32 protein-coding genes and 1 riboswitch are annotated in these 26,113 nt (G+C 44.4%); of the genes, 14 read left to right on the top strand and 18 right to left on the bottom strand.

The window, feature by feature from the left end:
- Nucleotides 1-103 precede the first annotated feature (103 nt).
- On the bottom strand, nucleotides 104-634 hold the full coding sequence (locus tag BSZ04_RS06580) for an autotransporter outer membrane beta-barrel domain-containing protein (RefSeq protein ID WP_088879923.1): 531 nt from the start codon (nucleotides 632-634) through the stop codon (nucleotides 104-106).
- Between the two features lie 101 nt (nucleotides 635-735).
- A complete protein-coding gene (locus BSZ04_RS06575; RefSeq protein ID WP_088879922.1) occupies nucleotides 736-2,067 on the bottom strand; it encodes a ferredoxin reductase family protein in 1,332 nt (443 codons plus the stop codon).
- Between the two features lie 210 nt (nucleotides 2,068-2,277).
- On the opposite strand from BSZ04_RS06575, the gene blaCARB reads away from it, so the two are divergent.
- Entirely contained in the window at nucleotides 2,278-3,129 is an 852-nt protein-coding gene (gene blaCARB, locus BSZ04_RS06570) for a CARB/PSE/RTG family carbenicillin-hydrolyzing class A beta-lactamase (RefSeq protein ID WP_088879921.1), read from the top strand.
- Between the two features lie 57 nt (nucleotides 3,130-3,186).
- On the opposite strand, the gene BSZ04_RS06565 is transcribed toward blaCARB, so the two are convergent.
- Both BSZ04_RS06565 and BSZ04_RS06560 read right to left on the bottom strand, forming a co-directional pair.
- Nucleotides 3,187-3,759 carry a GNAT family N-acetyltransferase gene (locus BSZ04_RS06565; protein WP_088879920.1) on the bottom strand — a complete coding sequence of 191 codons (573 nt, stop codon included), beginning with the start codon at nucleotides 3,757-3,759 and terminating at the stop codon, nucleotides 3,187-3,189.
- Nucleotides 3,760-3,766: 7 nt separating this feature from the next.
- Entirely contained in the window at nucleotides 3,767-4,930 is a 1,164-nt protein-coding gene (locus tag BSZ04_RS06560; protein WP_088879919.1) for a MerR family transcriptional regulator, read from the bottom strand.
- A 194-nt stretch (nucleotides 4,931-5,124) separates the two neighbouring features.
- On the opposite strand from BSZ04_RS06560, the gene BSZ04_RS06555 reads away from it, so the two are divergent.
- Complete coding sequence (locus tag BSZ04_RS06555) at nucleotides 5,125-5,778, top strand: DsbA family oxidoreductase (protein ID WP_088879918.1); 654 nt, start codon at nucleotides 5,125-5,127, stop codon at nucleotides 5,776-5,778.
- A gap of 70 nt (nucleotides 5,779-5,848) precedes the next feature.
- On the opposite strand, the gene BSZ04_RS06550 is transcribed toward BSZ04_RS06555, so the two are convergent.
- From BSZ04_RS06550 to BSZ04_RS25020, 5 genes are all read right to left on the bottom strand, one after another.
- On the bottom strand, nucleotides 5,849-6,247 hold the full coding sequence (locus BSZ04_RS06550; RefSeq protein WP_088879917.1) for an NUDIX hydrolase: 399 nt from the start codon (nucleotides 6,245-6,247) through the stop codon (nucleotides 5,849-5,851).
- Nucleotides 6,248-6,266: 19 nt separating this feature from the next.
- Entirely contained in the window at nucleotides 6,267-6,782 is a 516-nt protein-coding gene (locus BSZ04_RS06545) for a GNAT family N-acetyltransferase (RefSeq protein WP_088879916.1), read from the bottom strand.
- A gap of 126 nt (nucleotides 6,783-6,908) precedes the next feature.
- Nucleotides 6,909-7,271, bottom strand: coding sequence for a VOC family protein (locus BSZ04_RS06540; RefSeq protein WP_088879915.1), 363 nt, complete (start codon nucleotides 7,269-7,271; stop codon nucleotides 6,909-6,911).
- Nucleotides 7,272-7,386: 115 nt separating this feature from the next.
- A complete protein-coding gene (locus BSZ04_RS06535) occupies nucleotides 7,387-8,793 on the bottom strand; it encodes a cytochrome c peroxidase (protein ID WP_088879914.1) in 1,407 nt (468 codons plus the stop codon).
- Nucleotides 8,794-9,138: 345 nt separating this feature from the next.
- Nucleotides 9,139-9,291 carry a hypothetical protein gene (locus BSZ04_RS25020; RefSeq protein WP_005426336.1) on the bottom strand — a complete coding sequence of 51 codons (153 nt, stop codon included), beginning with the start codon at nucleotides 9,289-9,291 and terminating at the stop codon, nucleotides 9,139-9,141.
- Nucleotides 9,292-9,562: 271 nt separating this feature from the next.
- Between BSZ04_RS25020 and speG the strand changes: the two genes are divergently transcribed.
- Nucleotides 9,563-10,093 (top strand): spermidine N1-acetyltransferase, encoded by a 531-nt coding sequence (gene speG / locus BSZ04_RS06525; protein WP_038882997.1) that lies wholly within the window; start codon nucleotides 9,563-9,565, stop codon nucleotides 10,091-10,093.
- Nucleotides 10,094-10,140: 47 nt separating this feature from the next.
- Here the strand turns inward: speG and BSZ04_RS06520 are convergent, their stop codons facing one another.
- Nucleotides 10,141-12,297, bottom strand: coding sequence for a prolyl oligopeptidase family serine peptidase (locus BSZ04_RS06520; RefSeq protein ID WP_088879913.1), 2,157 nt, complete (start codon nucleotides 12,295-12,297; stop codon nucleotides 10,141-10,143).
- 158 nt (nucleotides 12,298-12,455) lie between these two features.
- Nucleotides 12,456-14,027, bottom strand: a complete 1,572-nt coding sequence (locus tag BSZ04_RS06515; RefSeq protein WP_088879912.1) for an ABC-F family ATP-binding cassette domain-containing protein — start codon at nucleotides 14,025-14,027, stop codon at nucleotides 12,456-12,458.
- 395 nt (nucleotides 14,028-14,422) lie between these two features.
- On the opposite strand from BSZ04_RS06515, the gene BSZ04_RS06510 reads away from it, so the two are divergent.
- From BSZ04_RS06510 to BSZ04_RS25350, 7 genes are all read left to right on the top strand, one after another.
- Nucleotides 14,423-14,674 carry a DUF6482 family protein gene (locus tag BSZ04_RS06510; RefSeq protein ID WP_088880247.1) on the top strand — a complete coding sequence of 84 codons (252 nt, stop codon included), beginning with the start codon at nucleotides 14,423-14,425 and terminating at the stop codon, nucleotides 14,672-14,674.
- 156 nt (nucleotides 14,675-14,830) lie between these two features.
- Entirely contained in the window at nucleotides 14,831-15,256 is a 426-nt protein-coding gene (locus BSZ04_RS06505; RefSeq protein ID WP_010452822.1) for a universal stress protein, read from the top strand.
- A gap of 173 nt (nucleotides 15,257-15,429) precedes the next feature.
- The gene (locus BSZ04_RS24765) at nucleotides 15,430-15,603 is read left to right on the top strand and encodes a ribbon-helix-helix domain-containing protein (protein ID WP_110422313.1); all 174 of its coding nucleotides are present in this window, start codon (nucleotides 15,430-15,432) and stop codon (nucleotides 15,601-15,603) included.
- 64 nt (nucleotides 15,604-15,667) lie between these two features.
- Nucleotides 15,668-16,156, top strand: a complete 489-nt coding sequence (locus tag BSZ04_RS06500) for a hypothetical protein (RefSeq protein WP_088879911.1) — start codon at nucleotides 15,668-15,670, stop codon at nucleotides 16,154-16,156.
- A gap of 378 nt (nucleotides 16,157-16,534) precedes the next feature.
- A complete protein-coding gene (locus tag BSZ04_RS06495) occupies nucleotides 16,535-16,870 on the top strand; it encodes a hypothetical protein (RefSeq protein ID WP_010452828.1) in 336 nt (111 codons plus the stop codon).
- Nucleotides 16,871-16,915: 45 nt separating this feature from the next.
- Complete coding sequence (locus tag BSZ04_RS25355) at nucleotides 16,916-17,044, top strand: hypothetical protein (RefSeq protein WP_010452830.1); 129 nt, start codon at nucleotides 16,916-16,918, stop codon at nucleotides 17,042-17,044.
- Nucleotides 17,044-17,172, top strand: a complete 129-nt coding sequence (locus tag BSZ04_RS25350) for a hypothetical protein (protein ID WP_005426395.1) — start codon at nucleotides 17,044-17,046, stop codon at nucleotides 17,170-17,172. The genes BSZ04_RS25355 and BSZ04_RS25350 overlap by 1 nt, the downstream gene beginning before the upstream one ends.
- A gap of 75 nt (nucleotides 17,173-17,247) precedes the next feature.
- Here the strand turns inward: BSZ04_RS25350 and BSZ04_RS06490 are convergent, their stop codons facing one another.
- The 6 genes from BSZ04_RS06490 to BSZ04_RS06465 all read right to left on the bottom strand — a co-directional run bounded on the left by BSZ04_RS06490 (nucleotide 17,248) and on the right by BSZ04_RS06465 (nucleotide 22,399).
- On the bottom strand, nucleotides 17,248-17,664 hold the full coding sequence (locus tag BSZ04_RS06490; protein ID WP_010452835.1) for a MarR family winged helix-turn-helix transcriptional regulator: 417 nt from the start codon (nucleotides 17,662-17,664) through the stop codon (nucleotides 17,248-17,250).
- A complete protein-coding gene (gene dmeF, locus BSZ04_RS06485; RefSeq protein WP_088879910.1) occupies nucleotides 17,664-18,578 on the bottom strand; it encodes a CDF family Co(II)/Ni(II) efflux transporter DmeF in 915 nt (304 codons plus the stop codon). The genes BSZ04_RS06490 and dmeF overlap by 1 nt, the downstream gene beginning before the upstream one ends.
- 216 nt (nucleotides 18,579-18,794) lie before the next feature.
- Nucleotides 18,795-19,796 carry a CobW family GTP-binding protein gene (locus BSZ04_RS06480; RefSeq protein WP_088879909.1) on the bottom strand — a complete coding sequence of 334 codons (1,002 nt, stop codon included), beginning with the start codon at nucleotides 19,794-19,796 and terminating at the stop codon, nucleotides 18,795-18,797.
- Nucleotides 19,786-20,346, bottom strand: a complete 561-nt coding sequence (locus tag BSZ04_RS06475; protein ID WP_088879908.1) for an LbetaH domain-containing protein — start codon at nucleotides 20,344-20,346, stop codon at nucleotides 19,786-19,788. Before BSZ04_RS06475 ends, BSZ04_RS06480 begins: the two co-directional genes overlap by 11 nt.
- 148 nt (nucleotides 20,347-20,494) lie before the next feature.
- Entirely contained in the window at nucleotides 20,495-21,829 is a 1,335-nt protein-coding gene (locus BSZ04_RS06470) for a dihydroorotase (protein WP_088879907.1), read from the bottom strand.
- A gap of 111 nt (nucleotides 21,830-21,940) precedes the next feature.
- Nucleotides 21,941-22,399, bottom strand: a complete 459-nt coding sequence (locus BSZ04_RS06465; protein ID WP_088879906.1) for a Fur family transcriptional regulator — start codon at nucleotides 22,397-22,399, stop codon at nucleotides 21,941-21,943.
- 179 nt (nucleotides 22,400-22,578) lie between these two features.
- On the opposite strand from BSZ04_RS06465, the gene BSZ04_RS06460 reads away from it, so the two are divergent.
- Nucleotides 22,579-23,427: a patatin-like phospholipase family protein gene (locus BSZ04_RS06460; RefSeq protein WP_088879905.1), complete on the top strand. Its 849-nt coding sequence runs from the start codon at nucleotides 22,579-22,581 to the stop codon at nucleotides 23,425-23,427.
- A 179-nt stretch (nucleotides 23,428-23,606) separates the two neighbouring features.
- Here BSZ04_RS06460 and BSZ04_RS06450 read toward each other — a convergent pair whose 3' ends face one another.
- Nucleotides 23,607-24,455, bottom strand: coding sequence for a pirin family protein (locus BSZ04_RS06450; protein ID WP_010452848.1), 849 nt, complete (start codon nucleotides 24,453-24,455; stop codon nucleotides 23,607-23,609).
- Between the two features lie 320 nt (nucleotides 24,456-24,775).
- On the opposite strand from BSZ04_RS06450, the gene cspE reads away from it, so the two are divergent.
- The 3 genes from cspE (at nucleotide 24,776) to BSZ04_RS06435 (ending at nucleotide 25,699) form a co-directional block, all read left to right on the top strand.
- Nucleotides 24,776-24,988 carry a transcription antiterminator/RNA stability regulator CspE gene (gene cspE, locus BSZ04_RS06445; protein WP_005426339.1) on the top strand — a complete coding sequence of 71 codons (213 nt, stop codon included), beginning with the start codon at nucleotides 24,776-24,778 and terminating at the stop codon, nucleotides 24,986-24,988.
- A gap of 298 nt (nucleotides 24,989-25,286) precedes the next feature.
- Nucleotides 25,287-25,496, top strand: a complete 210-nt coding sequence (locus BSZ04_RS25185; RefSeq protein WP_010452854.1) for a hypothetical protein — start codon at nucleotides 25,287-25,289, stop codon at nucleotides 25,494-25,496.
- A 62-nt stretch (nucleotides 25,497-25,558) separates the two neighbouring features.
- Nucleotides 25,559-25,699, top strand: a complete 141-nt coding sequence (locus BSZ04_RS06435; RefSeq protein ID WP_010452856.1) for a PA3496 family putative envelope integrity protein — start codon at nucleotides 25,559-25,561, stop codon at nucleotides 25,697-25,699.
- Nucleotides 25,700-26,013: 314 nt separating this feature from the next.
- Nucleotides 26,014-26,113: riboswitch (purine riboswitch) on the top strand.

Here is a 26,113-nt window from a genome sequence, read left to right as displayed (position 1 = left end):
ATAATCGCGGTCACAGTCTGGCTCAGAGAAACAAAAGGCCGCCCGTAAAAGGCGGCAAAACAAGCAGAATTATAAAGCAGTGAAATAAGGGGAATGTTAGACGTTAGAAGTTGAAGCTCAGCGTTGCTCTCACTACGTCTTCTTCGAACTTTTTATTGGTCATAGGGTTAATTGCCGAATCATTGATCTTCCCGTAGTCTACAGTTAGGCCAACCATACGCCAGTTAACTGTACCGCCTATTGAGGCATAAATATTATCGATGTTCATGCTCTCGCCAGAGTGCTCGCCACTCTTGATGTCTACATCAGCGTTGAAGTAGTTCAGGCCGATCTTTGGAATAATATCGAATTCAGCGATTTCGAAACGGTAACCAACATTCGCATACATCCCCCATGCGTCTTGGTCATTGCTTTCTGACATATCGACGGCATTGTCACCAAAAAAGACGCCACCGCCAGTCACAATGTTGTTGCCTAGGTCACGGCTGTAGCCTAGAGCGAACATTTCGTTGCCACCAACAAATGTTGCACCTGCCTCAATCGAATTATTGCGGCCTTCAGCCAGTACTTGACCAGAAGCTGCTAGAGTTGCCAATGTCGTTAGCGCTAGAATGCGTTTTGATGTGATAATCATCTTTACTCTCTCGGTTTGGATTACCTAACTACCCTAACCATTTCTGACTATCGAAATTGAGGCTTAAAAAACTCATCACTGAGCTAACCTATTCTTGACACTTAACGCATAATAAATAGCTCTTCGTGATAACTTTTATCAATATTAAATTGATGTGCAGCTAGCTCTTTTTTCAGTGTTTTTGAAAACACTTCTGGCCCACAAAAATACATTTCATACTGGTTCAAATCACCACACTGTTCCGCAATACGTTCAGCATTTAAACGAGGAGAGTGCTGTGTATCTATCACACTAAACTTCACTCCTGCTTCATGCACTAGGTGCCACAGTTTATCCGTCAACTTACCATCAATACCTCGAACACAGTAAAACAGGTGTATATTGCCACGACGTGGTTGGTTTTTTAGGGCTTCTAATGCCGAGAAGAAAGACGCAACACCTACGCCACCAGCAATCCACACTTGCGGCTTGGAGAGATCAAACGTCAAGCGACCATATGGCCCTTCAACTCTTACACTCTCACCCACCGTCACTCGTTCATGCAAGCCAGTGGTAAAGTCCCCCAACTCTTTGATCAAGAATCGTAGTTCACCATCTTCACTGCCGGATACAATAGTAAATGGATGCGGGTCTTCATTTCCGAAACGCAAGTAAGCAAATTGCCCCGCGTTGTGACCTTGCCAAGAAACATCTGGCTTCAGCACCAGTTCCATCACTCCCGCTTGTGGGTAGTAATGAGTGGCAGTCACCGTGGCGAGATGTTGGTTACGACGGCCAACAAAACCAAACAAACTGTAAAGAGCAGCAATTGATCCAACAATGACAAAAGCGACTGTGAGGTAGAAGACAGGCTCTCCCCAGTAAGCACGTTTTATCAATAGAACTGAATGCACTGCGATTAGCAAGTAGACGACCGACATCAAGCGATGAGAGAGTCGAAATGGCTTATACTTCACCACTCCCCATAAAGAAATCGCTACCAAAATCAACAGTAGGTAAAAACCAATTTCACCGAAGCTTTTTCCTAGATCCTTTAAGCTATGAAACCACGCTTCTATGTTGGAAAAGTTGTTGATGCCCAAAGCATTTTGGTGCTTTGCTGGCTTTTCTAGTGCCCCAACCTCAACCAACCATTTAGGTACTTTATACCAAAGCCAATGCACCACACCGAGGCTAGCACCCGCGATCCCCAACCATTTATGAACTCGATACGCTTTATCCATACCATGTAGCCAGTTTTCAACTACAGGCAGACGCATCGCTAGCACCATGGCCATCGACATCATCATCAACGACAAAATCCCTGAATATTGGATCATGCCAGAACGCCATTCAAACACATTGGTTGAAGAGAAAAGCTGTGACTCCATTACAAACCATAATAAGGACATCACAGCGATCATTGCCCAAATAATATTGCGGACTATTTTCATGATTGGTTACTCGGTTAATTGACAACTTTACTTTAGCTATCCACATGTAAAGCAACGTCAATAAACGTAAAAGCTAGTAAAGCTTGACATATACAAAGATTCCTACAGAAAAAAGACAAGAATCTAACAGTGATTAGAGTATTCGCTCGTTATAGTGCTCCTACTTCTCGCAGAGAGCGAGCCTGAATAAATAACACTAAGAAATCGATTATGAAAAAGCTCTTGCTGCTACTTGGACTACTGGCCTCTTCGAACGTAACTTACGCCGCTAAGCTAAATGAAGATCTAGCCGCAATTGAGCAGCACATTGGAGGGCGTATTGGCGTTTCAGTTTGGGATACACAAAACGATGAACATTGGGATTACCGCGGAGATGAACGCTTCCCAATGATGAGCACATTCAAAACGCTTGCGTGTGCGACCATGCTCAGTGAAATGGACAGCGAAAAACTTGATAAAAATGCCACTGCGAAAGTAGAAGAACGCAACATAGTTGTGTGGTCACCAGTGATGGATCGCATGGCTGGGCAAACCACCCGTATTGAACATGCGTGTGAGGCCGCAATGCTGATGAGTGATAACACCGCAGCCAACATTGTTTTACGTAGCATTGGTGGCCCAAATGGTGTCACCAGATTCTTGCGTTCTATCGGGGATGGAGCAACGCGTCTTGACCGTTTTGAGCCGAGATTAAATGAAGCGAAACCGGGCGACAAGCAAGACACGACAACGCCTAACGCCATAGTAAACACTCTACATACCTTGTTAGAGGGCGATGCGCTATCCTACGAATCACGCATTCAATTAAAGATCTGGATGCAGGATAACAAAGTCTCTGATTCTTTGATGCGATCCGTATTACCAAAAGGTTGGTCGATTGCCGACCGTTCTGGTGCAGGCGGCTTTGGTTCACGCGGCATCATGGCAATGATATGGAAAGAGAATCACAAGCCGATTTACATCAGCATTTACATTACTGAGACCGATTTATCCTTGCAGGCACGCGATCAGGTTATCGCTCAAGTGAGCCAGTTAATATTGGATGAGTACAATACTATTTAACGCTCGCTAAATAATAAAAAACGGAGCTTTCGGGCTCCGTTTTTTATTGCGGGTAACCTACCAGTAAGCAGGACTATCCAAGCCTTTCACGCAAGAGGATGAGCCTTGGATTGGCGTCAATTCACCTACAAGTGATTGTGCCAACCAACCATGTGAAAAGCTCAAAGTATGAGGTGCTTTGAACTGCGCTTCCGTCACTTGTTGGAAACCAACGCGCGAATAGAAGTTAGGATCGCCATAGGTAAACACCAACTCGATGCCTTGTTGTTTCAAGTGTTCAAGACCAAAGTTGATCAGGGCTTGCCCTACGCCTTTCCTTTGGCACTCTGTTAGTGTTGCCATTGGAGACAATAAGTAACCCACTTCACCATTCTCAAAGCGTAGCGGTGTAAACAACACGCCTGCGATCAAGCGTTCACCTTGTTTCGCAACAAAGCCTTTCAATTCTTGCTCTGACGTTGTAGTTAACAAATCGCCGACTAATGCGCCAATGGTTTTGCCTTCTGCTTCGCCTTCAGAATCAGAAAAGGTTTGAGTAAACAAAGCAATCATCTCGCTGCTCATACCTCTCTCATATTGAGAAAGTGTGTAGTTAGATTTTTGAATATTCTGATTTATTGTTTCGTTCATTTTTCTATCAATCTTTTTGTAAGATATACATCTGATACGCCACTTCATCACCACGGCGTTTAACGATATCTAATTCAACTTGTATGTCTTTTAATGCTTGTGATACTGGCATCTCAGCTTCCAAACTTTGCACACGCTCATCTAAAGGAACGTAATAGTTATCCCATGCCTGTTGGCTAATTGGGAATGTCTCTAACACTCGGTAGCCTGCTGCTTTCGCTTGCGCAATACGCTTCTCAACACTGCCCATATCTGGGTACTCTTTTTGCCAGAATGCCACCGTATCTTCGCTTGGCGTATCTGTATTCCAAACCAAATCGCTCACCACTAAGATACCGCCGTCTTTAAGCAATGGTCGCCATGCTTTGAATGCGTTTTCCACGCCCATGATGTAAGCACTGCCTTCCGCCCAAATTAGGTTGCTCGTCCCGTCGACGAATGGCAGTTCAGTCATGCTGGCACACACCGTGGTGATATTGTCACTTAGGCCAAGAGCCTGAGCTTTGCCTTGCAAGCGTTGCAAAGACGGCTCGTCATTATCGACCGCGGTGACATGTCCGTGTTTTGCCAAAGTGCGAGTCGCAATGCCCTGCCCACAGCCGATTTCCAATATCTCATCAGATTGAGTTGGTAATAGACTCAACGCTTTCAACGTATCTTGCTCTGAACCAGGCCCCCAAAACTCCAAGGCTTCATATACGCGGAAGAAGTCCGCCATGTAGTCGTCGTGAGTATTCATATCTTTTGATAACCAACGTAAGTGAAGGGCTTCTTTCTCGCTAAAACCTTGCGTCATCAGCCATTTCAAGTGCGCATCCGGCGCGACTTCATCCAACGATTCATGCCAATCGGTTAACGGTGTTTCACCAAGCAGTGCCGCCAAAAGCTGACGCGATTTCTGCTTTTGCTCAATCTCTTCATCGAGCTGCTTGAGCCTTTCCAACATCAACTGGCGATCCACTTTAGCTTCCAAACAGGCTTTACACTCCTTGAGCGTCAGTCCGCCGCTCTGCAATTGCTGGATCAAACGCAAGCGTTGTAGATCCGCATCGCTATACGCGCGGTAGCCGTTACTTAACCGTTGCCCTTTGATGAGCTCAATCTTCTCGTAATAGAGCAATGTGGTGCGAGACAAACCCAGCATCTCTGCCAGTTCCGATATCCGATACATGTAATTTTCCTCAGCGCTGATGAAAGCATCTTAAACTGTAGAGTTATAGATAGGTCAACATGAATTGTAGAAAAAGATACGATGAAGGATAAAACATGGTGAGAAAAGCTTCAGGTTACTAAAAGGTAACTGGTTGAATTCACACTCTTGGTCTCCATATCCATTTTATAACTCGAAAAAGTAAGGTCTGTTTTATGGAATCAGTAATCAAAATCGACGTAGTGTCGGATGTGGTTTGCCCTTGGTGCATCATCGGCTACAAACGCTTAGAACAAGCAATTCAAGAACTAGGATTGGAAGATAAAATTGAGTTGGAATGGCAACCGTTCGAATTGAACCCAAACATGCCAGCAGAAGGTGAAAACCTACGCCAACACCTAGCGAATAAATACGGAACAACGCCGGAAGACAGTGTTCGTGCACGCGATAACCTGACTAATCTGGGTAAAGAAGTGGGATTCGACTTTGACTACTTTGATGACATGAAGATGGTCAATACGCGAGATGCACACGTACTGCTGCAGTGGGCGGAGCAATTTGGTAAGCAAACTGAACTGAAGTTAGCCCTGTTTGAGGCCTTCTTTGGTCAACGCAAAGATGTCTCTGACCGAAACACACTGGCAACGATTCTGACTGACATTGGTTTAGATGCAAATATGGGCATCGCCACCCTAGACGATGCAAGTAATGCTGACTCTATAGAGTATCAAGAAAGCCAATGGCATCAACTTGGCGTGAGCTCAGTACCAACAGTCGTGTTCAATATGGAAAGTGCAGTCACAGGTGCTCAACCAGTTGAAGTCTACAAACAGATCCTGAGCGAATACGCAGAAAAACTGGCTAAGTAACAGATCATAACAAAACGCCCACAATACGTTCGCATTGTGGGCGTTTTTGTATTTTGTTCGTGATTAGACGTTATTTCACTAATCCTTGTTCAACCAAACTCGGGAAGACCTCATTGCGGAAAATCGTGCTTATCGCGATGTCATCCACGTTTGAAGAGTCTACCCATTGGCACTCTTCGATTTCATTACTAGCAACCACCTCGCCCGAATAATCATTAACGAAGAACACATCCATGACCAAAGTAATACCGTCTTTATCGTGTGCAGGCGCCTCAAAGCGACCAAACAGCGTCAAGGCATCTTCCTTCACGGCAATGCTCACTTCTTCTTGAAGTTCGCGACATAACGCTTGCTCTGGTGTTTCACCACTATCCAGTTTTCCGCCCGGCGCATAGAAGGTGTCTTTGCCTTTTGAGCGCAGCACCAACAGTGAGCCGTCTTTAATGATGATACCTGCTGACTTGTGCATCTTGCTTTCCTTCTAGGCGTTAGAGAAACTTCTCGATCATAACTTCATTGATGTATTGGCCATTAACCTTGGCATGCTTCTTAGCGGTGCCGACCACTTCAAAGCCATGTTTCAGATACGTTGCGAGCGCGTTGGGGTTGTCCTCTCGTACATAAGCAAACAACTTTTCATAGCCTTTGGATTTAGCATCAGCAAAGGTGGCGGTAAACAGCGCTGAAGCGACCCCTTGTCGACGGCATTTGGCACCGACGAACGTACCAATAATGCCAACGTGCGCGAATGCCTTGGTATAACTGGCGAAAGGCTCTACGTTTTGGAAACCCAGCACGGCGCTGCCTTCCTCATCCGCTTCTTTTACATTCAATGCCACATTGAACACACCCGTTTCAGGAAAGCTTTCAATGAAGCCTTCTTCCTCTTCTGGGGTGAAGGTGGTATCAAGGATTGTATATAAGCCCTCTTCTATGATGGGATTGAGAACTTCGGAAATGCCTTGAGCGTGCTGTTTTTGTGCCTTTGTGACGACAACTTTCATAGTATTTTCGTTCTTTTTATAGGGATGAAATAGGAGCTCGATTATCTTCTATCTTGATCGTAAAACCAATGACCTAACGATCGTTCGATCAGTAAATACCCACTGGCTCATCCTATAGTTAACGCCCTATAAATAAGCTACCGCTTCAATGTTGTTCCCATCGGGATCATAAAAAAACGCTGCGTAGTAATTCGGGGCATAGTGTTCACGCAAGCCTGGTTCACCATGACAAGTAAAACCAGCCTCAATACCTGCTGTATGAAAGGCCTCGACGGATGCTTTGTCATTGGCTTTAAACGCAATGTGGCAAGGGGCACTTTGGCCACCCTTTTCTATCAGGAAACGCGTATTGGGTTCACCAACTAATCCAAAGCCTGCCGCTGCTTCGTCCGACCATTTTAACTCTATGCCCAAAGGGGTAAGTACCTTGGAGTAAAACGCGACACAGGCACCGAAATCCACAACCTTAATTTCAAAATGATCAATCATTTCTATCCCTACTTGATTGAATTTATTCCATAAAAAAGACCACCTTAGTCAAAGGTGGTCTTGATTGCGACGTCTATCGTTTTAGCGATAATAAACTTGTCGATGATGCCTCAACTTAACTTAAAGGGCGGCCTTCATAATCGCCCGTCAGTGTTTTCAAGAACGCTTTGATGGCATCCACTTCTTCATCCGACATTTCCACTCCGACTTGGTATTTACCCATGTCGTAGATGGCTTTTTCTAGCGTATCAGCATGACCATCGTGGAAGTATGGCGGTGTCAGTTCAATGTTGCGTAAGGTTGGCACTTTGAACTTGTGTTTGTCTTCTTTGTTGCCAGTGAAGTTGTAACGACCAAGGTCTGCGTCCGTCATGTCGGTACCACGGTCCGCAAAGTAATCCGCTTTCATGCCCATGGTTTCAAACGTTTCACCACCCATCGCTTCACCCGCGTGACAGGTTTGGCAGTCGTATTTCTTGAACAACATCAAACCATATTTCTCGTGCGAGTCCAGCGCCTTTGTATCACCCATCATGTATTGGTCGAAGCGGCTGTTTGGTGTGGTTAGGGTTTTCTCAAACTCGGCAATCGCATCCGTAATGTTGTTGCCATTAATCTCACCTGAGTAAACCTTTTGGAACATCGCGACCATATCTGGGTCTTGGCTTAACTTATCGACGATTTCATCCCAATCCATAGAACCCATTTCAATCGGGTTAAACGGAGGACCACCCGCTTGGTCTTGTAGGTCGGCAGCACGACCATCCCAGAATTGCAGCTTGTTGTACACTGCATTAAATACGGTTGGCGCATTTATGCCACCAACTTGGCCATGAATGCCAACAGACGTTACGAGTCGGTCCACACCGCCTGTATCAAGGCTATGGCATGACGCACATGAGACACTATTGTCACCTGATAGTCGCGTGTCGTGATAAAGCACCTTGCCCAGCTCAGCCTTGTCTGCGTCGGTTTCAAACGTAGTGTAAATTGGTTGTAGAACTTTGGTTTTACGTTCTTCAGATACTGGCGATTGTGCGTGGCGCTCAGCACGCTTCTCACGAATCCACTTCAACAAGGTGTGCTTTTCGCCTTTCGACATACTCGCTGCCCAGTGCATCGTGAGGTAAATCGCTGGCGGCATAGAATCGTCGTAAAGCACCTTCTCAAGACGAGCCAAAGCCACTTCAGAAACTGGGTCGTTCTGCTTCACGTCATCCAGCAAGTTGGTCATGTCAAAGTGACGCATCGCCACCTTCACATCTGCTTCCATAATTTGTTTCGCCACTGGCATTTCAGAATAGAAAGGCATTTCACTGCTCGGCGTATGGCAGTAGCCACAACCTTTATCCGCCAATACCTTCATCGCTTGATAATCCAGTGTCGATTGATCTAACGAACTAAATTGCGTTAGATTTTGTTGAGCCACTTTTTTATCGTCTTGGTTCACCATGTAAATGGCACCCAAGTAAGCCACCAAGCCTGCACCTACTATCCCTAGCGCTATTTTCTTTTTATTCATGAAGATTCCCCTTAATCAGTTGCGGCGAAAGGTATTTAAATGAAGCAACTTTTAAAAATGGGAAAAAGGAATTGAAATTAATCGAATATTTAGATGAGTAGCTTATTTAACATCTAACATTTTCTAAATCAGTTACTTGTAGATAAAAGTGAAAAACACAACATAAAAACAACAAGTTAAAAGTGGGTCTTTTGTTGATATGAGTCAAAAATGGTGGGAGAGAAAATATATAACTGGGATTAATTGAAATTGATCAAAAATAAATCAGATCGGATTAGATAAGGAGTTATAGACACAAAAAAAGGCAGCTCATGAGCCACCTTTTTTGTAAGTCAGCAAATTAAATTATGCTTTCTTAACATCTTTAGCTGGGTAAGTCAGAGTTGCTTCACCAGCTTGAACGCGTACGTAGAAACCGCCGCTGCTCAGACCTGTAACAACCATTTCACCTAGATCGATACCTTTAGTAGCTACTACTACGTCACCGATTGAAAACATATTTAATACCTTGTTTATGTAGATTATGACCTTAAGTCGTTGGCGGTATTTAATCTGAAATTACCCCCTTAACCTAATCAGGTTTTTTGTCGTTATGATTAACTTTTGTTATCGCTCTAAGCCTTGTTTTTATTGGTTTTATCAGAGCTTGATGGAGATCGCTTTTACGCATTGCGACTTACATCAGTAAAGGGGAGATTTCCCCCTAATGAGCTAAGATGGAGGAGTCATAATTGCCTTTGATTATGCTTTTGCTCTCTGGAGATAAACGATGAAAAATGGTCTTACTATTCGTGCATTAGAACGTTCAGATCTGCGCTTTATTCACGATCTTAATAACAACCGTAATATCATGACGTATTGGTTTGAAGAGCCATACGAATCGCATGATGAATTGGAAGAGTTGTACCAAAAGCATATTCATGATGACGCTGAGCGTCGCTTTGTAGTGGAAGATGAACACGGCGTATTAATTGGTTTGGTAGAGTTAATCGAGATTAACTACATTCACCGCAGTGCGGAATTCCAAATTATAATCGCACCAGATCATCAGGGAAGAGGATATGCCGAAGAAGTAATCCATCGTGCTTTAGACTATTCATTCTCCATTCTCAATCTTCATAAAATCTATTTGCTGGTCGCGTTGGACAATGAGAAAGCGATTCACCTATACCAGAAATGTGGCTTTATTGAGGAAGGGCATTTAGTACAAGAGTTCTTTATCAACGGAAGCTACCGCGATGTAAAACGCATGTATATCCTGCAAGAGCAGTATCGAGCCACACTGGTAAGCAACGAATGAAAAAACGCAGCCTACAGGCTGCGTTTTTATTTCAGTTCAAGCCTAACTTATAGCTTTTCGACACCCATGTTGAATAGCGTAAAGCTGTAAACATCCGCTGTTTTTTCGATAATTTTACTAGTTGGTGTACCAGCACCGTGCCCTGCATTGGTTTCAATGCGAATCAAGGTTGGATTGGTGCCCGCTTGTTTAGACTGTAGCTGCGCCGCAAACTTGTACGAGTGCGCAGGAACCACACGGTCATCGTGGTCACCCGTTGTTACCATAGTTGCAGGGTACTTAACGCCGGCTTTCACGTTGTGTACTGGCGAGTAACCGTTGAGGTAATCGAACATCTCTTTACTTTGCTCTGCTGTACCGTAGTCATAAGCCCAGCCCGCTCCTGCCGTGAACGTGTGGTAGCGAAGCATATCCAATACGCCAACTGCTGGCAGTGCCACTTTGAACAGTTCCGGACGCTGCGTCATTACTGCACCGACGAGTAAGCCACCATTAGAGCCACCGTTAATCGCGAGCTTATCTGACGAGGTGTAGTTTTTATCGATAAGGAACTCTGCACCGGCAATAAAGTCATCAAACGAGTTTTGCTTCTCTAACTTTGTACCTGCATTGTGCCACTCTTTACCGTATTCACCGCCACCACGAATGTTCGCAACAGCATAGATACCGCCCATTTCTAACCATGCTGCTCGGCTTGGACTAAAGTAAGGCTTTAGACTGATATTAAAACCACCGTAACCATACAAGATTGTTGGTGCGCTGCCGTCCATCGACGTTCCTTTCTTGTAAGTGATGATCATCGGAATCTTAGTTCCGTCTTTCGATTTATAAAACACTTGGCGAGATTCAAATTGAGCAGAGTCGAATGGCGCGTTCGATTTGTGGTAAACCTCGCTGTCACCTTCTTTGATGTCTAAGCGATAGGTCGTGCTTGGCATCTTGTAATTGGTGAAAGAGTAGTAGACTTCAGCGTCTTCTTTCTTGCCCCAAAAACCGTAAGCACTGCCGATGTCTGGCAGCTTGATTTCACGAATGAACTTACCGTCCATATCGTATTGTTTGACCATCGAAAGGGCATCAACAATATAGCTTGCGAACAGGTAACCGCCCGCGGTTGATGGGCTAAGCACATTGTCAGTTTCAGGAATTAAATCTTTCCAATTCTTCGGCTCAGGATTGCTTGCATCCAACGTCACCACGCGTTTGTTTGGTGCATCTAAGTTGGTGACTAAATATAGCTTGGATCCTTTGTTATCTATCACCCAAGTATCAGAATTGGTGTCATCCAAAATGGTTTGTAGCGGACTGTTTGGCGTGGTCAAATCTTTGAAGAACAGCTTATTACCAGACGTTGAAGTGCTTGCTGAGATAAATAGGTAACGTTGGTCGTCCGAAGTGTAACCGCGAACGTATCGGTGCTTCTCTGCCTCTGTACCACCGAAGATAAGCTTATCATTACTTTGCTTAGTACCTAGCTCATGGTAGTAAAGCTTGTGTTGGTCGGTTTTTGCCGAAAGCTCGCTGCCCTCTGGTTTGTCGTAACTTGAGTAGTAGAAACCTTGGTTCCCCAGCCAATTTACGCCGCTGAACTTAATATCCACCAGCGTCTCACCGACGGGCTTTTTGGTTTCTGCATCAAGCACAATCACTTTACGCCAATCACTGCCGCCCTCTGAAATGCTGTAAGCCACTAAAGAGCCATCTTTGGTGAAGCTCACGTTCGCCAACGAAGTCGTGCCATCTTCGCTAAAGGTATTTGGATCGAGGAAAACTTCTGGCTCGCCATCATCAAGTTGTCGGTACAGCACATCTTGGTTTTGCAAACCGTCGTTCTTGTAGAAATAGGTGTATTTACCTTCTTTAAATGGACGCCCTAACTTCTCGTAATCCATCAATTGAGTTAAGCGTTCTTCAATCTGGTGACGATAAGGAATTTGCGCCAAGTAATCGAACGTCACTTGGTTCTGCGCTTTCACCCAATCTGCTGTTTCTTTGCTGCGGTCATCTTCTAACCAGCGATATGGATCACTGACTTTGGTACCAAAAAACTCATCCACCACATCGACTTTCTTTGTCGTAGGGTACTTCACTGCCATTTTATGTACGTGTTCAACCAACTTCTGCGTTGAGTCTTCGGCATAAACCATAGGTACTGCGCCTGTCATCGCAAACGCAGTGACCAGCGCTAACGCTTTCTTTTTCATAGACTTCCTTTTCTGTTTTTGTGCAATGCATCAATCATCTTACCTATATCGAAGTAATGAATCTATTTGCTTTAAAAAAGGTGTGAAATTAAGAAGGCAAAGTAAATCGCTTTGCCCTCTTAGTAAGAAACAAACCTCGATTTATAGACTGACTTGCATTAACTCAGTTCAATGCTTCGAGACACACCCGACTCCTCGGCAAAATCTTGGTCATGACTGATAAGAATAAAGCCGCCTCGATAAGCGCTTAGCGCCTGAGCGAGCATGATTTTCGAATCCAGATCGAGATGATTATCTGGCTCGTCCAAGAGCAGCAAAGGCTGAGTTGTTTGATGGCTGACAATCAACATAGCGAGTTTCATTTTCTCACCGCCACTCAATACGCTGCCCAAACGAAATACACTGTCTCGGCGAAAGCCAATGCCAGCTAGTATTGTTCTGGCATCGCTTTCTTTCATCCCCTCACAATGTTGCATCAGGTTTTCCAACATGGAAATTTCAGGCTGTATCGCCCCAAAGTGCTGGTCGAGGTAATAAAACGGCGTATTGATTTTCAGCTCACCACTGTGCAGTGAGAACTTGCCCAACAGGGTTTTCAGTAAAGTCGATTTGCCGCATCCATTTTTGCCCAACAAATGTACTTTATCATCCGCATGAACTTGCACAATGATGGGTTGAGCCGACCCAAATGGCAACACGGCTTCTAATAACGACACGACTTTTCGTGAGCGACTTTGACTGTCTGCCAAATACAGTTTTTGCCCTTTGATTTGCTCTTTACGCGCTCGCAAGCTTTGATCTTTCTCTTGCAGGTGCGTTTGGCGAAGTTGCTCGTTTTTATTACGACTGGCAGCTCGGGCTGTGGCTTTGTCTTTCATGCCATCAAGTAAGATCTTTGGCTGACTGCCATCCTTTCTTAGCTTGTTACCCTGAGCCGCTCTTTGTTCCGCTTTCTCACGATTGCGCTGAGCTTGCTCTTCCAGGTGTTTCTTTTGCTTTTCAACAGTGGCTAATTGGCGTTCCACCGCTTGTAGCTCTGTTCGCTTTTGCTCGGCATACACATCGTAATTGCCGCCAAACACTTGCAAACCTAACCCTGATAGTTCCCAAATTTCTTCCATCTCACGCAGCAATTCTCTGTCATGACTGATAAGCAGAATCGCGCCTGAAAAATTGCGCATAGAATGAATCAACCACTGCTTGGCATGCCTATCGAGGTGGTTCGACGGTTCATCAAGGATCAGCAATTCCACTTCGCTTTCGAACAATTGCCACAGTCGCAAACGCGCTAACTGCCCGCCGCTTAATTGTGCGCACGGAAAGTCAGGCTGTGGCGGTAAGCCCATCTCTGTAAGCTGCTTAGCAAGTTGGATAGGCAAGTCCCATTGTTCACCCACCACCTCAAAAAGATGCTCTGAGCAATCGCCCATTTCGATCTGCTTGAGCGCGCTGAGCACTTTGTCCTTTGCTAAAAACTGGGCAATAGAAAGGTCACCACCTAACAAGTGCGATGGTTGCTGACGATATACTGCAAATGACGTTGGTAAGGTGACCGTACCGCTGGTCGGGGTTTGCTCACCGCTGAGTATCGATGCAAACACCGATTTTCCAACACCATTACGTCCGACTAACCCAACACGACGTTTGGTCATTGAACATGAGATTTGCTGAAACAGTGTTTCGCCGTTACCAAATTGATGACTGATATTGTAAGCCTGTAAAACTGGCATAATTTGCCTCCTGTATAACAGGGACAACAGCCGTAGCTTGAGATAAATCTAGAGATGAGATCGATGCAAATACACGCGCCCATAGAAGCGCTTCAAACAGAAAAATGGTAACTGCAAAGAAATATCGGAAAGTGAGCTACGCCTACTAACCCTGTAAATCCAAAAAATAAAATGAGAGTTGGATGACAGGTTTAGTTGTTCATGTTGGCGTAATCTCCTAAAGAAGTGATGGGCAAAGTCTAAAGGCTTTCTTGTATAAAAAGCAAGCGACTTCTGTCACAACCTAAAGTTGGAGATATCAGTTTAAGCATATCGAGGTTACTCAGGTATAAGTGAACCAAACTCCGCTACTGACCGTAATAGCCAAAGAGTGACAACACTAATGGGACATGGCTATGAATCTTCTGATTGAATCGGTCGAGGGTGGTATTTACCTCGCATACAACGTAGAAAACCAAACAAGATCATTAATCTTAAATGAGCAAAAAAGTCCGCTAACGTTTGCAAGCCTTTGTGAAGCAAGGGAACATTTTCGTGGTGAAGGCTATTCTTCAGCGAAGTTGGTTCACCTCAACGCATCAGACGAAATGTGCGGCGAGAGAATACGCTGCGACATGCCATTGGAAATTGAATTGAGCTGGTACTAGAGCCAGCTTAGCTATCCCTCCGTTTAACCTGCTGCTCTCCCTTTCCTCCTCATGATAATTTGCCAAAACTTTGAGCGATTTCGGGATCTTATCAACACATTTTTTGCCAAAGGCATACTATGCTAAAGATAACGTATTCCACATAAGGGCGTGGTTATGAAATACAAACATATCCTAGTAGCACTAGAACTATCTGACGAAAGCACTGTGTTGATTGACCGAGCGGTATCGATGGCGAGTTATCTCGGTTCAGAGATTTCATTTATTCATATCGATGGGACTCATGGTGAGATCTATCGTGAACTTGTCGACATCGTTGCTGAGCCAGATCAGAGACCTCTAAACGAGCACTCTATGGAATGCCTAAGAACGTTTAGCGATTATATGGACCATCCTTTAAAACATTTCTTTGTCGGTACCGGTGACCTCGGTGATAAATTGGAAGTGACAATCAAAGAGCAAGAAGTAGACCTACTTATCTGCGGCCATCACCAAGACTTCTGGAGTAAAATCATTTCCTACTCTAGACACCTAATAAATAAATCACCTGTCGATATTCTTGTGGTCCCTATTAGTGACTAGCATAAGCAGGCAAATCATAACCGCCTAATAACAGGCGGTTTTTTATTTCCAAAGTTTTTCGATAAATAAAATTAATCTAGTCGATAACAATATCTATTTGTCTCGACATGTCTCGACTCCTACTATTCCACCCCATATTAACGCCACTAATGCTGTGAAGTAGGTAATGCCCGATGGCAAAGAAGGAATCAAAAGTTAAGATTGGATGGCGCTTCCACAGAAAGCACATTGAAGCACTAGAACAATTGTCAAAAAAGGACGATGTTCCTATGGCCAGGCATGTGGATAAAGCTTTAGAGCAATACCTTATGTCACAGGGGGTGCTTCACTCAGCAAACGGCGATTAATCGTCAAAAAAAGGAACTTTGAAAACTCTAGGGAATTAGTCCAACTATTAACATAGAGAATCAAATGAAAACCCTAACCTTTTTTCTCTTCATCGCACTGAGCATCAGCAATATTGCAGAAGCAAAACAACTTCCGAATCTAAAGTGTATTCAAAAGACAGGCGCATATGTTCTATTCGACTCCACAAAAGAAACTGATGACGAATTTGCGATACACACCTTCACGAAAAGCAACGCAGAACAAACCCCTATCTACATCATCGATGGTGAAGGGTTTCGGGTTCTCAGAAATACCAATGAAAACATCAAAAATGAATTTATCTTAAGTGATGGAATGGAATTTAACTATCATTCCGGAGATTCCTACGTATCAAGAAAGAACGAGCGTACACTATTTTCGTGGATGTTTTTTGAAGACTATTCACGCGCAATACGCACGACATTTGCAATAAACTCCAATAGCACATCAGGAACAACATTAGATACCTACTACTGTGAACCAACCAACATGACTTATTGGAGTTTGAAAGAGCGCTACCCTGTGGCTCAGTAAGCATCACAAGAATACCGTGCCACAACAAGAGTGGGCTAAGTGAAGCTCACTCAAAAACATACGTAGTTTGAAAGGGATAAAGGCGTCATCAAGTCAGCTGCAGTTAACATAGATTAGCCACTCCATCAAACAATATCCGTTGTTGGCTTAAACAATTTATTTTGTTTGTCGCATCCCAAAGCAGCCCATATTATCCGCAACACAAGGGATAACCTTCCTTACGCTCTTTAACAATCAAATGCCGCACTTCCTAATCTGGCCACTGTTCTCCTGCTGTAAAGATTTCCTTTTGATTCCCATTTTCTAATTTTTACAACCACTGAGCAGAGCATTTAACGCTGTGTTCAACATTACAGTCTATTCATGTAGGAAATCATCGTGGATAAATATCAAGCTGCATACGCTAAGCGTCTAGAGAAACTGAAGAGCAATCGTTCACCAAAAACTATTGCACGTATTTCGGCGTGGGATGCATTTTTTAACAAAGAATACGAGATGCAAGATCTAGAGTCTCAAATGGCAGACTCTGCTCGCAAGCACTACGAGCAATCTGACGTTAAAAATGAAATCAGCTTTGGTTCATTCAAACGCGCATTCTATAAAGAGTCTATCGTAATTTATGACTTGACCGATGGCGCTTCAATTCAAAAAGTATTCACACCGCTACTTGTTTTAACAACAGCATGGGTGCTGTTTGTTTACTTTAGTCAGTAATTGAATAACCCGATTTAATAAAAACGATTGGTAGAGAGTTTAAGGATGAAAGGAAGAAACATTGCGGCATTTGCCATTGTGGTGGCAGCACTTGCGTTTGGTTATGGCTTTAAATCCTACCAAGAAGCAAATGGTGTCATTTACCCAACCTTTGAGAAGGAGTTTAATCTCTAATGCCTAAGATTACCCTTCTGCTACTCGCAACGACTGTAGCCATGGGCGTTACCGGTGCTGCATTCTGTGTTGGCATTACGTATGCGTTTACACAACTGCCAATCGAACAAATTCTATCGAGCTTATAAAAAAGTAGAGCATTTCGGTGCTCTACTTTTTGCTATTCGAGACTCAGTATCTGAGTGTAGAAACGAAAAGCGCAATCAAAATTCTTTGTTCATCTTCTGTAAGCAAGCAAACAAAATCGCCTGATGCTCAGGGTCGATATTGCGCGTTAAGTCTTGAACCAAATCTAAATGCAGTTGATTGTGATGATGATGAATCTCTTCACCGGCAGGAGTGAGCTTCACTACAATTGCGCGACGGTCTTCTGGATGAGGACAACGCTCTATTAGCTCTGCTTTCACCAGTTTCTCAATTTGAACCGTTAGTGTACCAGTTGTAATACCGAGCTTTTCCGCCAGCTCCTTCATACGCAACGCACCATGCCCACCTAACACTTCAATCGTGTGGATTTGAGCCAGTGAATAACCGGTGCCTTTTACTACAGATTGCTCCCAAGAAGACATTTTGTCATAGAACTCGGTAAGCGTTTGATTCAGCTTTTCTAATTCGCGCATCACTCAGTCGTTTGTACTTCCAAAGTTAGGTGGTGAATCTTATCAAATTTACTCAATAATTGCTTAAATTCATCCAGCGTTTTGTCGCTGTGATTTTTAAGCGCAATTGCCGCAGAGTAATGGTGACCACTCACCTTCCAGATGTGTAAATCAACAATCTCAGCATAAGGTGCAAGCGTCTCTGTAATCTCATCTTGGTAAGACTTGTTGATGCTCTCATCCAACAAGACTGGTGCGGTTTGTTTCATTAAACCCAAGGTCCATTTACCAATCACAACAGCACCAACAATACCCATCATGGCATCCAACCAAATCCAACCGTAAAACTTACCGACAATCAACGCGACAATCGCCAACAAAGACGTCAACGTATCCGCCAGCACGTGGAAGTACGCTGCAGTTAAGTTGTGGTCGTGATGATGTTCGTGCTCATGATCGTGAGAATGGTGATCATGATGGTCATGCCCGTGATGATGGTGATCTTGTAGAAGCAGCATGCTTGCAAGGTTCACCACTAAACCAATCACCGCCACCATAATGGCTTCATTAAACTGAATGCTTTCTGGGTTGAAGAGACGATGAATTGACTCGACCATCATCATTAATGCCACAATCCCCAACGCAATCGCACTGGTAAAGCCTCCTAACACACTGACCTTACCCGTACCAAATGAGAAGCGGTCATTGTTCGCATTTTTTTTCGCGTAGCGGTAAGCAAAAAGAGTAATACAAAATGCCGCTGCGTGTGTCCCCATATGCCAACCATCAGCTAGCAATGCCATTGAACCAAACATAGTCCCTGCGACAATCTCCACCACCATTGTGGTCACGGTTAGGATCAATACATAGAGCGTACGTTTTTCACCCTTTTGGTTATGAGAAACGAAATCATGTGAATGTTGCGATACAGCCATTGAGACACTTACCTTCTGATTTTAGTTTGATTATCAAATTATTTGATTTTAATTTAGTTTGACAGTCAAACAATGTCAATACAGAAAGACATCATCACCAAAAGATCATGATCGCGGTGTTAAGGAAGAATAAGAATAGGGAAACAAACGAAGAGGGAGATAAAAAAAGAAACACGGGCATTAATGAGAACAATGCCCGCTGTTATTAGTCTAGTCTTAAACCAATTCACAAGAGAGAAGCTTTGCTTCAAATTGCTCATCAATGCTGTCTGCAATCAGTTCAATTCGGCTTTCCGCGCAGTCATCCAACTCCACTTCCTGTAGCCCATCAGGCGTTAGATTGTAGCCATAAATGCCATCGCCAGTAATAAACACCGCTTTCATGCGCTCCACTTCCAGCTCGACCAGAAGAGGGATCAACTTCCGGCGATCGAACACTTTCTCTGGTGAAAAACGCCAACCGACACTCTGGAAACCTTCGCCTGAATTGGTCGCTTTGAGCATGCCACTCTCAGGCATTGGCATATCTGAAGCCAACGTCTTGTCACTTGCGTGATGATGGTGGTGTGGTGGATGTTCATGAATTGTGGTCTCACCTTCAAATTCAGCAAACGGAATCACACCATGCTGAGCAAAAATCACCTTTGTATTCGGGCGCCCAACTTCCGCCACGTAAGCTTCTAACTTCTGGGGATCACCTTCTTGATACAGATCGAGCTTGTTACCCACCACCGTATCGGCAATGGCGATTTGCTGATTGAATGTATCGTGCTCGGTGTAACGAAGATCTGCCAGCTTACGAGCATCAACTAAGGTGATGTTCTTTTGGAGCGAAAGCACTTGGCGATAATGATCAGTAGATAAAACCTGTAACACCTCTTTTGGATGCCCAAGACCAGTTGGCTCAATCAGCAGACGGTCTGGCTTCGCTTCATTAAGCAGTTGGTTTAAGGCGATTTGCATTGGCAACCCCGCCGCGCAACACATACAGCCGCCGGGTACTTCACGAATAAACACTTGCTGTTCTTCGCTTTGTTGCCCCCGAACTAAGCTGCCATCAACGCCGATTTCACCAAACTCATTCACTAATACTGCCCAGCGCTCGTCCTCTGGCTTGTTCGCCATCAAATTCAAAATCGCTGAGGTCTTTCCCACCCCCAGAAACCCCGTAATGATGTTAGTAGGAACACCAAGTATGGGTTGGTTCTCAGAGCTCATTGGCAATTCTCCTGTAGCCTTGCACCAGCTCGTGGTTTGCTGAAACCACAGACTCTGAAAATGCCGAGAACTCTGGTGGCACTTTCGAGATGCTGTTCAAATCAAACTCGGCACCGATATTGGTCATCGGCGGAACATGGAAATTCTCTGGCAAGTCTAGACCATCCACCACGCAGTTATGGCGAATCACACAACCTGTGCCAATCACAGCGTTGAACACCACTGAGTTAAAACCGATGAACACGTCATCACTGACTTCACATGGGCCATGAATAATAGAACGGTGCGCAATCGACGAACGCTCTCCAATGGTCACGGCAGCACCTGCTTTTGAGTGGATGACCACGCCATCTTGAATGTTAGTATCGCGCTTGATGACGATGGCTTCCATGTCGCCTTGCTCGTTCACTTCATCGGCACGAATCACCGCGTAAGGACCAATAAAAACGTTATCTTCAATGATTACTTTGCCACAGATGATCGCCGTCGGATCGATGAACGCGGTTTCCGAAACTTCAGGCATGTGACCAGTAGGATTTCTTCTTAACATATTGATTTCTCTTTATTCGGTGCCTCAAAGACACTCAAGCTACGACAACTATACTTCTACAAATAAAGCCCAAAGAAAGCGGATAAATGTAAGCTTTCGAAAATAAACTGAGCTTTCAAATAATCTAAGTTTTTGAAAAACGTGAGTCCTAGCGATCAAAGACCAATCGCATAGCATGTGCAGCCTGCTCATTCACTTGTTGGTTGGCATACACTAGGCCGCCATTGACCCATGTATTCTTAATTTGAGCCGAGAACTGGTGACCAGCAAATGGCGACCAACCACAGTGGTATAAGCTATTTTCGTTGGTCACTAAGGTCGGCGTATTTGCATCCACCAGCACCAAATCAGCAAAGTAGCCTTCACGGATAAAGCCGCGTTGCTCAATACCGTAGCGCATGGCTGGGTTGTGAGCGGTTTTCTCTACCACTTGCTCCATCGTCATGTGTCCGCGGCTCACTTGATCGAACAACGTCAGTAGTGCGTGCTGCACCAAAGGTAAGCCAGCAGGTGCTTGCTCGTAAGGCACCTGCTTTTCTTCCCACGTATGAGGCGCGTGGTCGGTCGCTATAATGTCAATTTGGCCTGTACTCAACGCTTTTAGAATTGCTTCGCGGTCACTTGAGTATTTCACTGCTGGATTACATTTGATTTGGTTACCGCGCTCTTCATAATCTTCATTGCTAAACCACAGGTGATGAACGCAAGCTTCAGCGGTAATGTTTTTGTTCTCGATAGGGCCAGCTTGAAACAGTGCCAGCTCTTTTGCTGTTGTGATGTGCAGAACATGCAGCTGACTGTTGTGCTTCTTGGCCAGCTCTACCGCATAAGAGGAAGACGCATAACACGCTTCGTCATCACGCAGTACCGGATGATCTTCAATGGTGAATTCCGACTTCTCTTTAAGTAGTCGCTGTTTGTTTTGCGCAATCACAGGCCCGCTTTCACAGTGCGTTACGATAAGCACAGGTGAATCACGGAAAATTTCATCCAAGGCTTGAGGCGCTTCGACCAACAAACCCCCAGTCGACGCACCCATAAACACTTTCACGCCGCAGTGCTTCTTCGGATCAAGCTGTTTGATTTGTTCAAGATTGTCTTCGGTTGCGCCAAGGTAAAACGAGTAGTTGGCTAGCGAGTTCTGCTCAGCAATCGCGAATTTGCGCTCTAGCGCTTCAATGGTGGTCGTTGCCGGGCTGACGTTCGGCATTTCCATATAGCTTGTGATACCCCCAGCAACTGCTGCACGCGACTCCGTCGCAATCGATCCTTTGTGAGTCAACCCCGGCTCACGAAAGTGCACTTGGTCGTCAATCATACCGGGAATAAGGTAGCACCCTTTCGCATCAATCACCGTATCTTCCGGGTTCGCGGAGATATCTACGGCGATGGTTTCGATTCGTTGATCGACAATTCGTAAATCGGTCTCAGTGATACTCGCTTCATTGACGACAAGGGCGTTTTTAATCAGTGTTGCAGACATAGCGGTTCAGTATCTCCTTGCTGAATAGGCTAATGGTGGAAAGGGATAAATAAGTCATGACGTTGTGGGAGTGAATGTGGCGGATAGCTCAGCGCTCAATACCGAGCACCTTTAGTTAGATTTGGCGCAGTCATCACAAACACAATTGATCTCTAATTGCGGGCTGACAACGGTGAAGCCTTCCTCTTTTGCATGGGATTGCAGACCGTGAATCAAGGTGGGGTCGATGGCTTGCTCGCTGATCTTGTTGCATTTGGAGCAGATAAGAAATTGAGGAACGCCGTGTTCGTGTTCGCAGAGAATATGGGAGCAGACGATGTATTTATTGGAGACTTTGAGCTTGTGAGCTAAATGCTCTACTTCAAGAAAATCCAGAATTCGATACACCGACATCGCCTGAATATTCTGCTCAAAGTGGGCTTTACAATAATCCACTAACTCATAAGCGGACAAAGCTTTATCGGCATGAACTAAAGCACGCAGCACCAATTTCCTTTTCGAGGTTAACTGCTTTCCTTGAGCTTTAAAGCTCATCTCTACATGCTTAATAATGGCGTCGACATCGCTCATTCTCACCTCACACAAGACACACGCTACCTTTTAATTATTTGAGTAATTGTTATGTTATAACATAAAAAACAAATTCATCAAGATGACGTCCAAACGAAGACAACTTGGGTATGCGCATTAGATCCGTTACTCTAATTAGTTCGTATCCCAAATCAGAATTATCAAAACGGATGGCAAGGATGAAACATATCGGCTCACGAGCGCTAATTGTAGAAGGCGGCGCAATGCGCGGGGTATTCTCCTGTGGCATACTCGACCACTTTATGGAACAAAACTTCTCCCCTTTTGACAGTTTTTGGGGCGTCTCGGCAGGCGCAAGCAACTTAGCTGCATATCTTGCAAAAATGCCGGGCAGAAACCTCAAGATCTACCTCGACTACAGCCTACGCAAAGAGTTTATCTCACCGACTCAATTGGTGCGCGGAGGCGATATGATGGACTTGGATTGGATGTGGCAGGTCACGCTCAAAGAACTTGGCATTGATAGAAAGGTACTTTCTTCTGATTCTCGACCGTTCTTTTTGGGAGTAACTCGTCAAGACAATGGACAACCAGAATACCTCACGCCTTCCGTAGAGATGCTAGCAGAAACCATGAAAGCCAGTAGCGCCTTACCAATTATGTACCGTAATGGTGTGCCATTAGATGGTGTCAGATACGTAGATGGTGGTGTGGCTGATGCGATCCCCGTTGCCGAAGCAATCAAACGGGGCGCAACCAAAATCATGGTGCTAAGGAGCCGTCCTGCTAGCTATCGTAAATCCAAGCCTAAGTTTGAAAAACTCACTTCACGTTTACTGAAAGATCATCCCGCTTTGATCGAGCCAATGCTCACGCGCCATATTCGTTATAACCAGAGCTTGGAATTGATAGAGAATCCACCAACTGGTGTCGAGATTATTCAAATCTGCCCGCCAGAAGGCTTTAAGTTAAAACGCTTGAGCCGCTCGCCAGAACCATTGCGCAAAGCCTATGAATTGGGGTTGGAATTTGGCAAGCATGCCATAACGCGTTGGGAACAAAGCTAAACACAAAAACAACTTTCAAAACGCAGCAGAACAAAAAAAGCCACACCATGTAGGTGTGGCTGATGCAAATTCGATGGCAGTGGATATCGTCTTTGCTTGCGTATGAGCCCAATTAACGGTCTCCAAATCAGTTAGCATGCTTCTCTGCTACTCATCCTTAATGGGATACCTTCGGATTTTTAGTAGGTTTCAAACACGCCAGAATTGTAGTCTTGAATCGCTTGTTCAATCTCGTCGATGCTGTTCATCACAAATGGACCGTAATGCACAACAGGTTCATTGATCGGTTCACCAATAAAGAGCAGTAGACCGCTGGTTTCATCGGATTGTAGTTCGACCAATTCCGCTTGCGAAAGCAATGCCATCTCGCCTTGCGTGACGACATGTTCACCCACTTTGATGCTGCCTTTATAAACATAGGTCATCATATTGTGATGGTTAGGCGTCATAAGATTTAGCGATGCGCCTGAATGAGCTCGCCAATCGGCAACCGTAACTGGTACACCCGTTTTGCTTAGTGGGCCTTGAATAACCTCATCACCAATGTTCAACTCACCAGAAATAACGCGAACCAGACCATGAGTCTCTCCTCGGTGCTCGGTAATGGTTTCTGGTTGGAAGTCGTGATACTGAGCCGAAGACATCTTGTCTCGCGCTGGCTGATTAATCCAAATTTGGAAACCATGCAGCTCACCGTCTTCCATGATTGGCATTTCACTGTGAATCACACCGCGTCCTGCCGCCATCCATTGCGCGCCGCCGGAGCGCAACTCGCCAACATTATCCATGTGGTCACGATGCTGGAAGTGCCCTGTCAGCATATAAGTGAGTGTTTCGATCCCACGGTGTGGATGTGGAGGGAAACCGCCAACATAGTCTGCTCGTTGGTCTGATTTCAGCTCATCCACCATCAAAAATGGCGAAAAGCTCGTGTTATTGAATCCGGCTACGCGACGAATTTTCACTCCATCACCATCCGCCGTTGCGTGCGATGGAATGATCTGACGAATCTCTCTCACTGTACTCATAATATTGCCTCCCTTATTGGTATGGATTCATTGTAGGAAGGGCGAAAACAAATCATGAGGGGATGAAGTTGTTCTACACCATCAGTTTTTTCGAACAAAAATTTGAAAAATAAAGGTAGCTATTTTTTAAACACCCTGTATAGTGGCGGCTGGCTCTAGAAAAGAGCTGTTAATGCTACATTTAGTTTAAGTTCCCTCTCAGTAACATCCTGAATCATTGATTCAGACTCCTGCGTAAAACTTCCTCTTGATTGCACATTCAATAGCTTAAAAAAGATCCACCACAATTCGTATATTATTGTTTAATTTCAGAGGTTTTTATGTCTGGTAAAGTAACTGGTTCAGTAAAATGGTTCAACGAAACTAAAGGTTTTGGTTTCCTAACTCAAGACAACGGCGGCCAAGATGTATTCGTACACTTCAACGCTATCGTTGCTGACGGTTTCAAAACTTTGACTGAAGGTCAGAAAGTAAGCTTCAATGTAGAAGACGGTAAAAAAGGTCCTCAAGCGACTGAAGTTACTCCTCTATAAGATAGCTTTTCTTGGTGCAGCATTTCCTTGCTGCACCAAACTCTCTCCCCCTTCAAAAATTCCTCACACTTAACAGCCCGCAATTTAAATTTGCTCGGTTTTCTGCTGCCTAAAATAAATGGGTCGCGGATACGATATCCATCGTTGGATCGCTGTATCTATCGTTAGAACACCATAGCCATCGTTGGTATTTCACTTACTTAAAATTAGGAAAAATTATGTCTAAAAGAACAGGTCGTCAAAGACACTGGTATCAACTAATGAATAAAGAAAAGATCACTAAAAAACAGGAGAATAAATGATAGAGATTGAATTCCGTTTAAAACAACCCGACATCTCTTGGTGCGCCAAAATAAATCAACTGAACAGCGATATTTTAAGGCGTCACATATTACCGAAACTCCAATCCGCTTGTTATCTCATTGATTTTAAATATTGCGAAAAAACCTATTCTGGTGACATTCTGTGTGACTCAGGTTCAAAGCTAGGAAGTTTTATTATTAAATAAATCAATTTTAGTGCATTAATAATTAATGCGGATATTTAGGAAGAAACTCCCAAGGTAAAAACATGGCAAAGAAAACGAAAAAGCAGATTGAGCAAGAAAAGAAAGAGTCTGAACAAAACGCAGCTGCGATAAAACAACAAACGCGCCGCCGAATTGAAGACATCATGGAGCAAAGAGAATTTGATAGAATGTTCGAACTATAAACACATTCCCTTTCAGTCTCTCTTCTCTATTCTTCCCAATCTAAATATCGATGTGCAAGGTATCGCCACCCCTTCTCAGTTCACAATGAGCAATGCACAGTAGATTCGATATAACTCCCAATGTTTCTCGCGTGATGATATTCAGTTTTAGCCACTGAACTTCGAAGATCAGCAAGGTGTGTGCTGACAACGAAACCATCATGCGATGAATCAGCCCTTGCGCGATTAATCTATCGCTCAACTACGCCAACACGTTCTCCCTTTTTAAAAATAACAAATTCATCAGCAACTCTAGCCAAGCCTCAGTTTTGGCGTATAATCGCGACCGTTTGCTTCGTATAACCCCAATGATATGGTTTGGGGGTCTCTACCAGTTCCCGCAAAGTGCTGATTACGAAGAGTCGAGATCACTGT

Source organism: Vibrio rotiferianus (assembly GCF_002214395.1).
Classification (GTDB): domain Bacteria; phylum Pseudomonadota; class Gammaproteobacteria; order Enterobacterales; family Vibrionaceae; genus Vibrio; species Vibrio rotiferianus.
The sequence above is the reverse complement of the archived record's forward strand: the minus strand, read 5'-3'. Positions and strand labels throughout refer to the sequence as shown.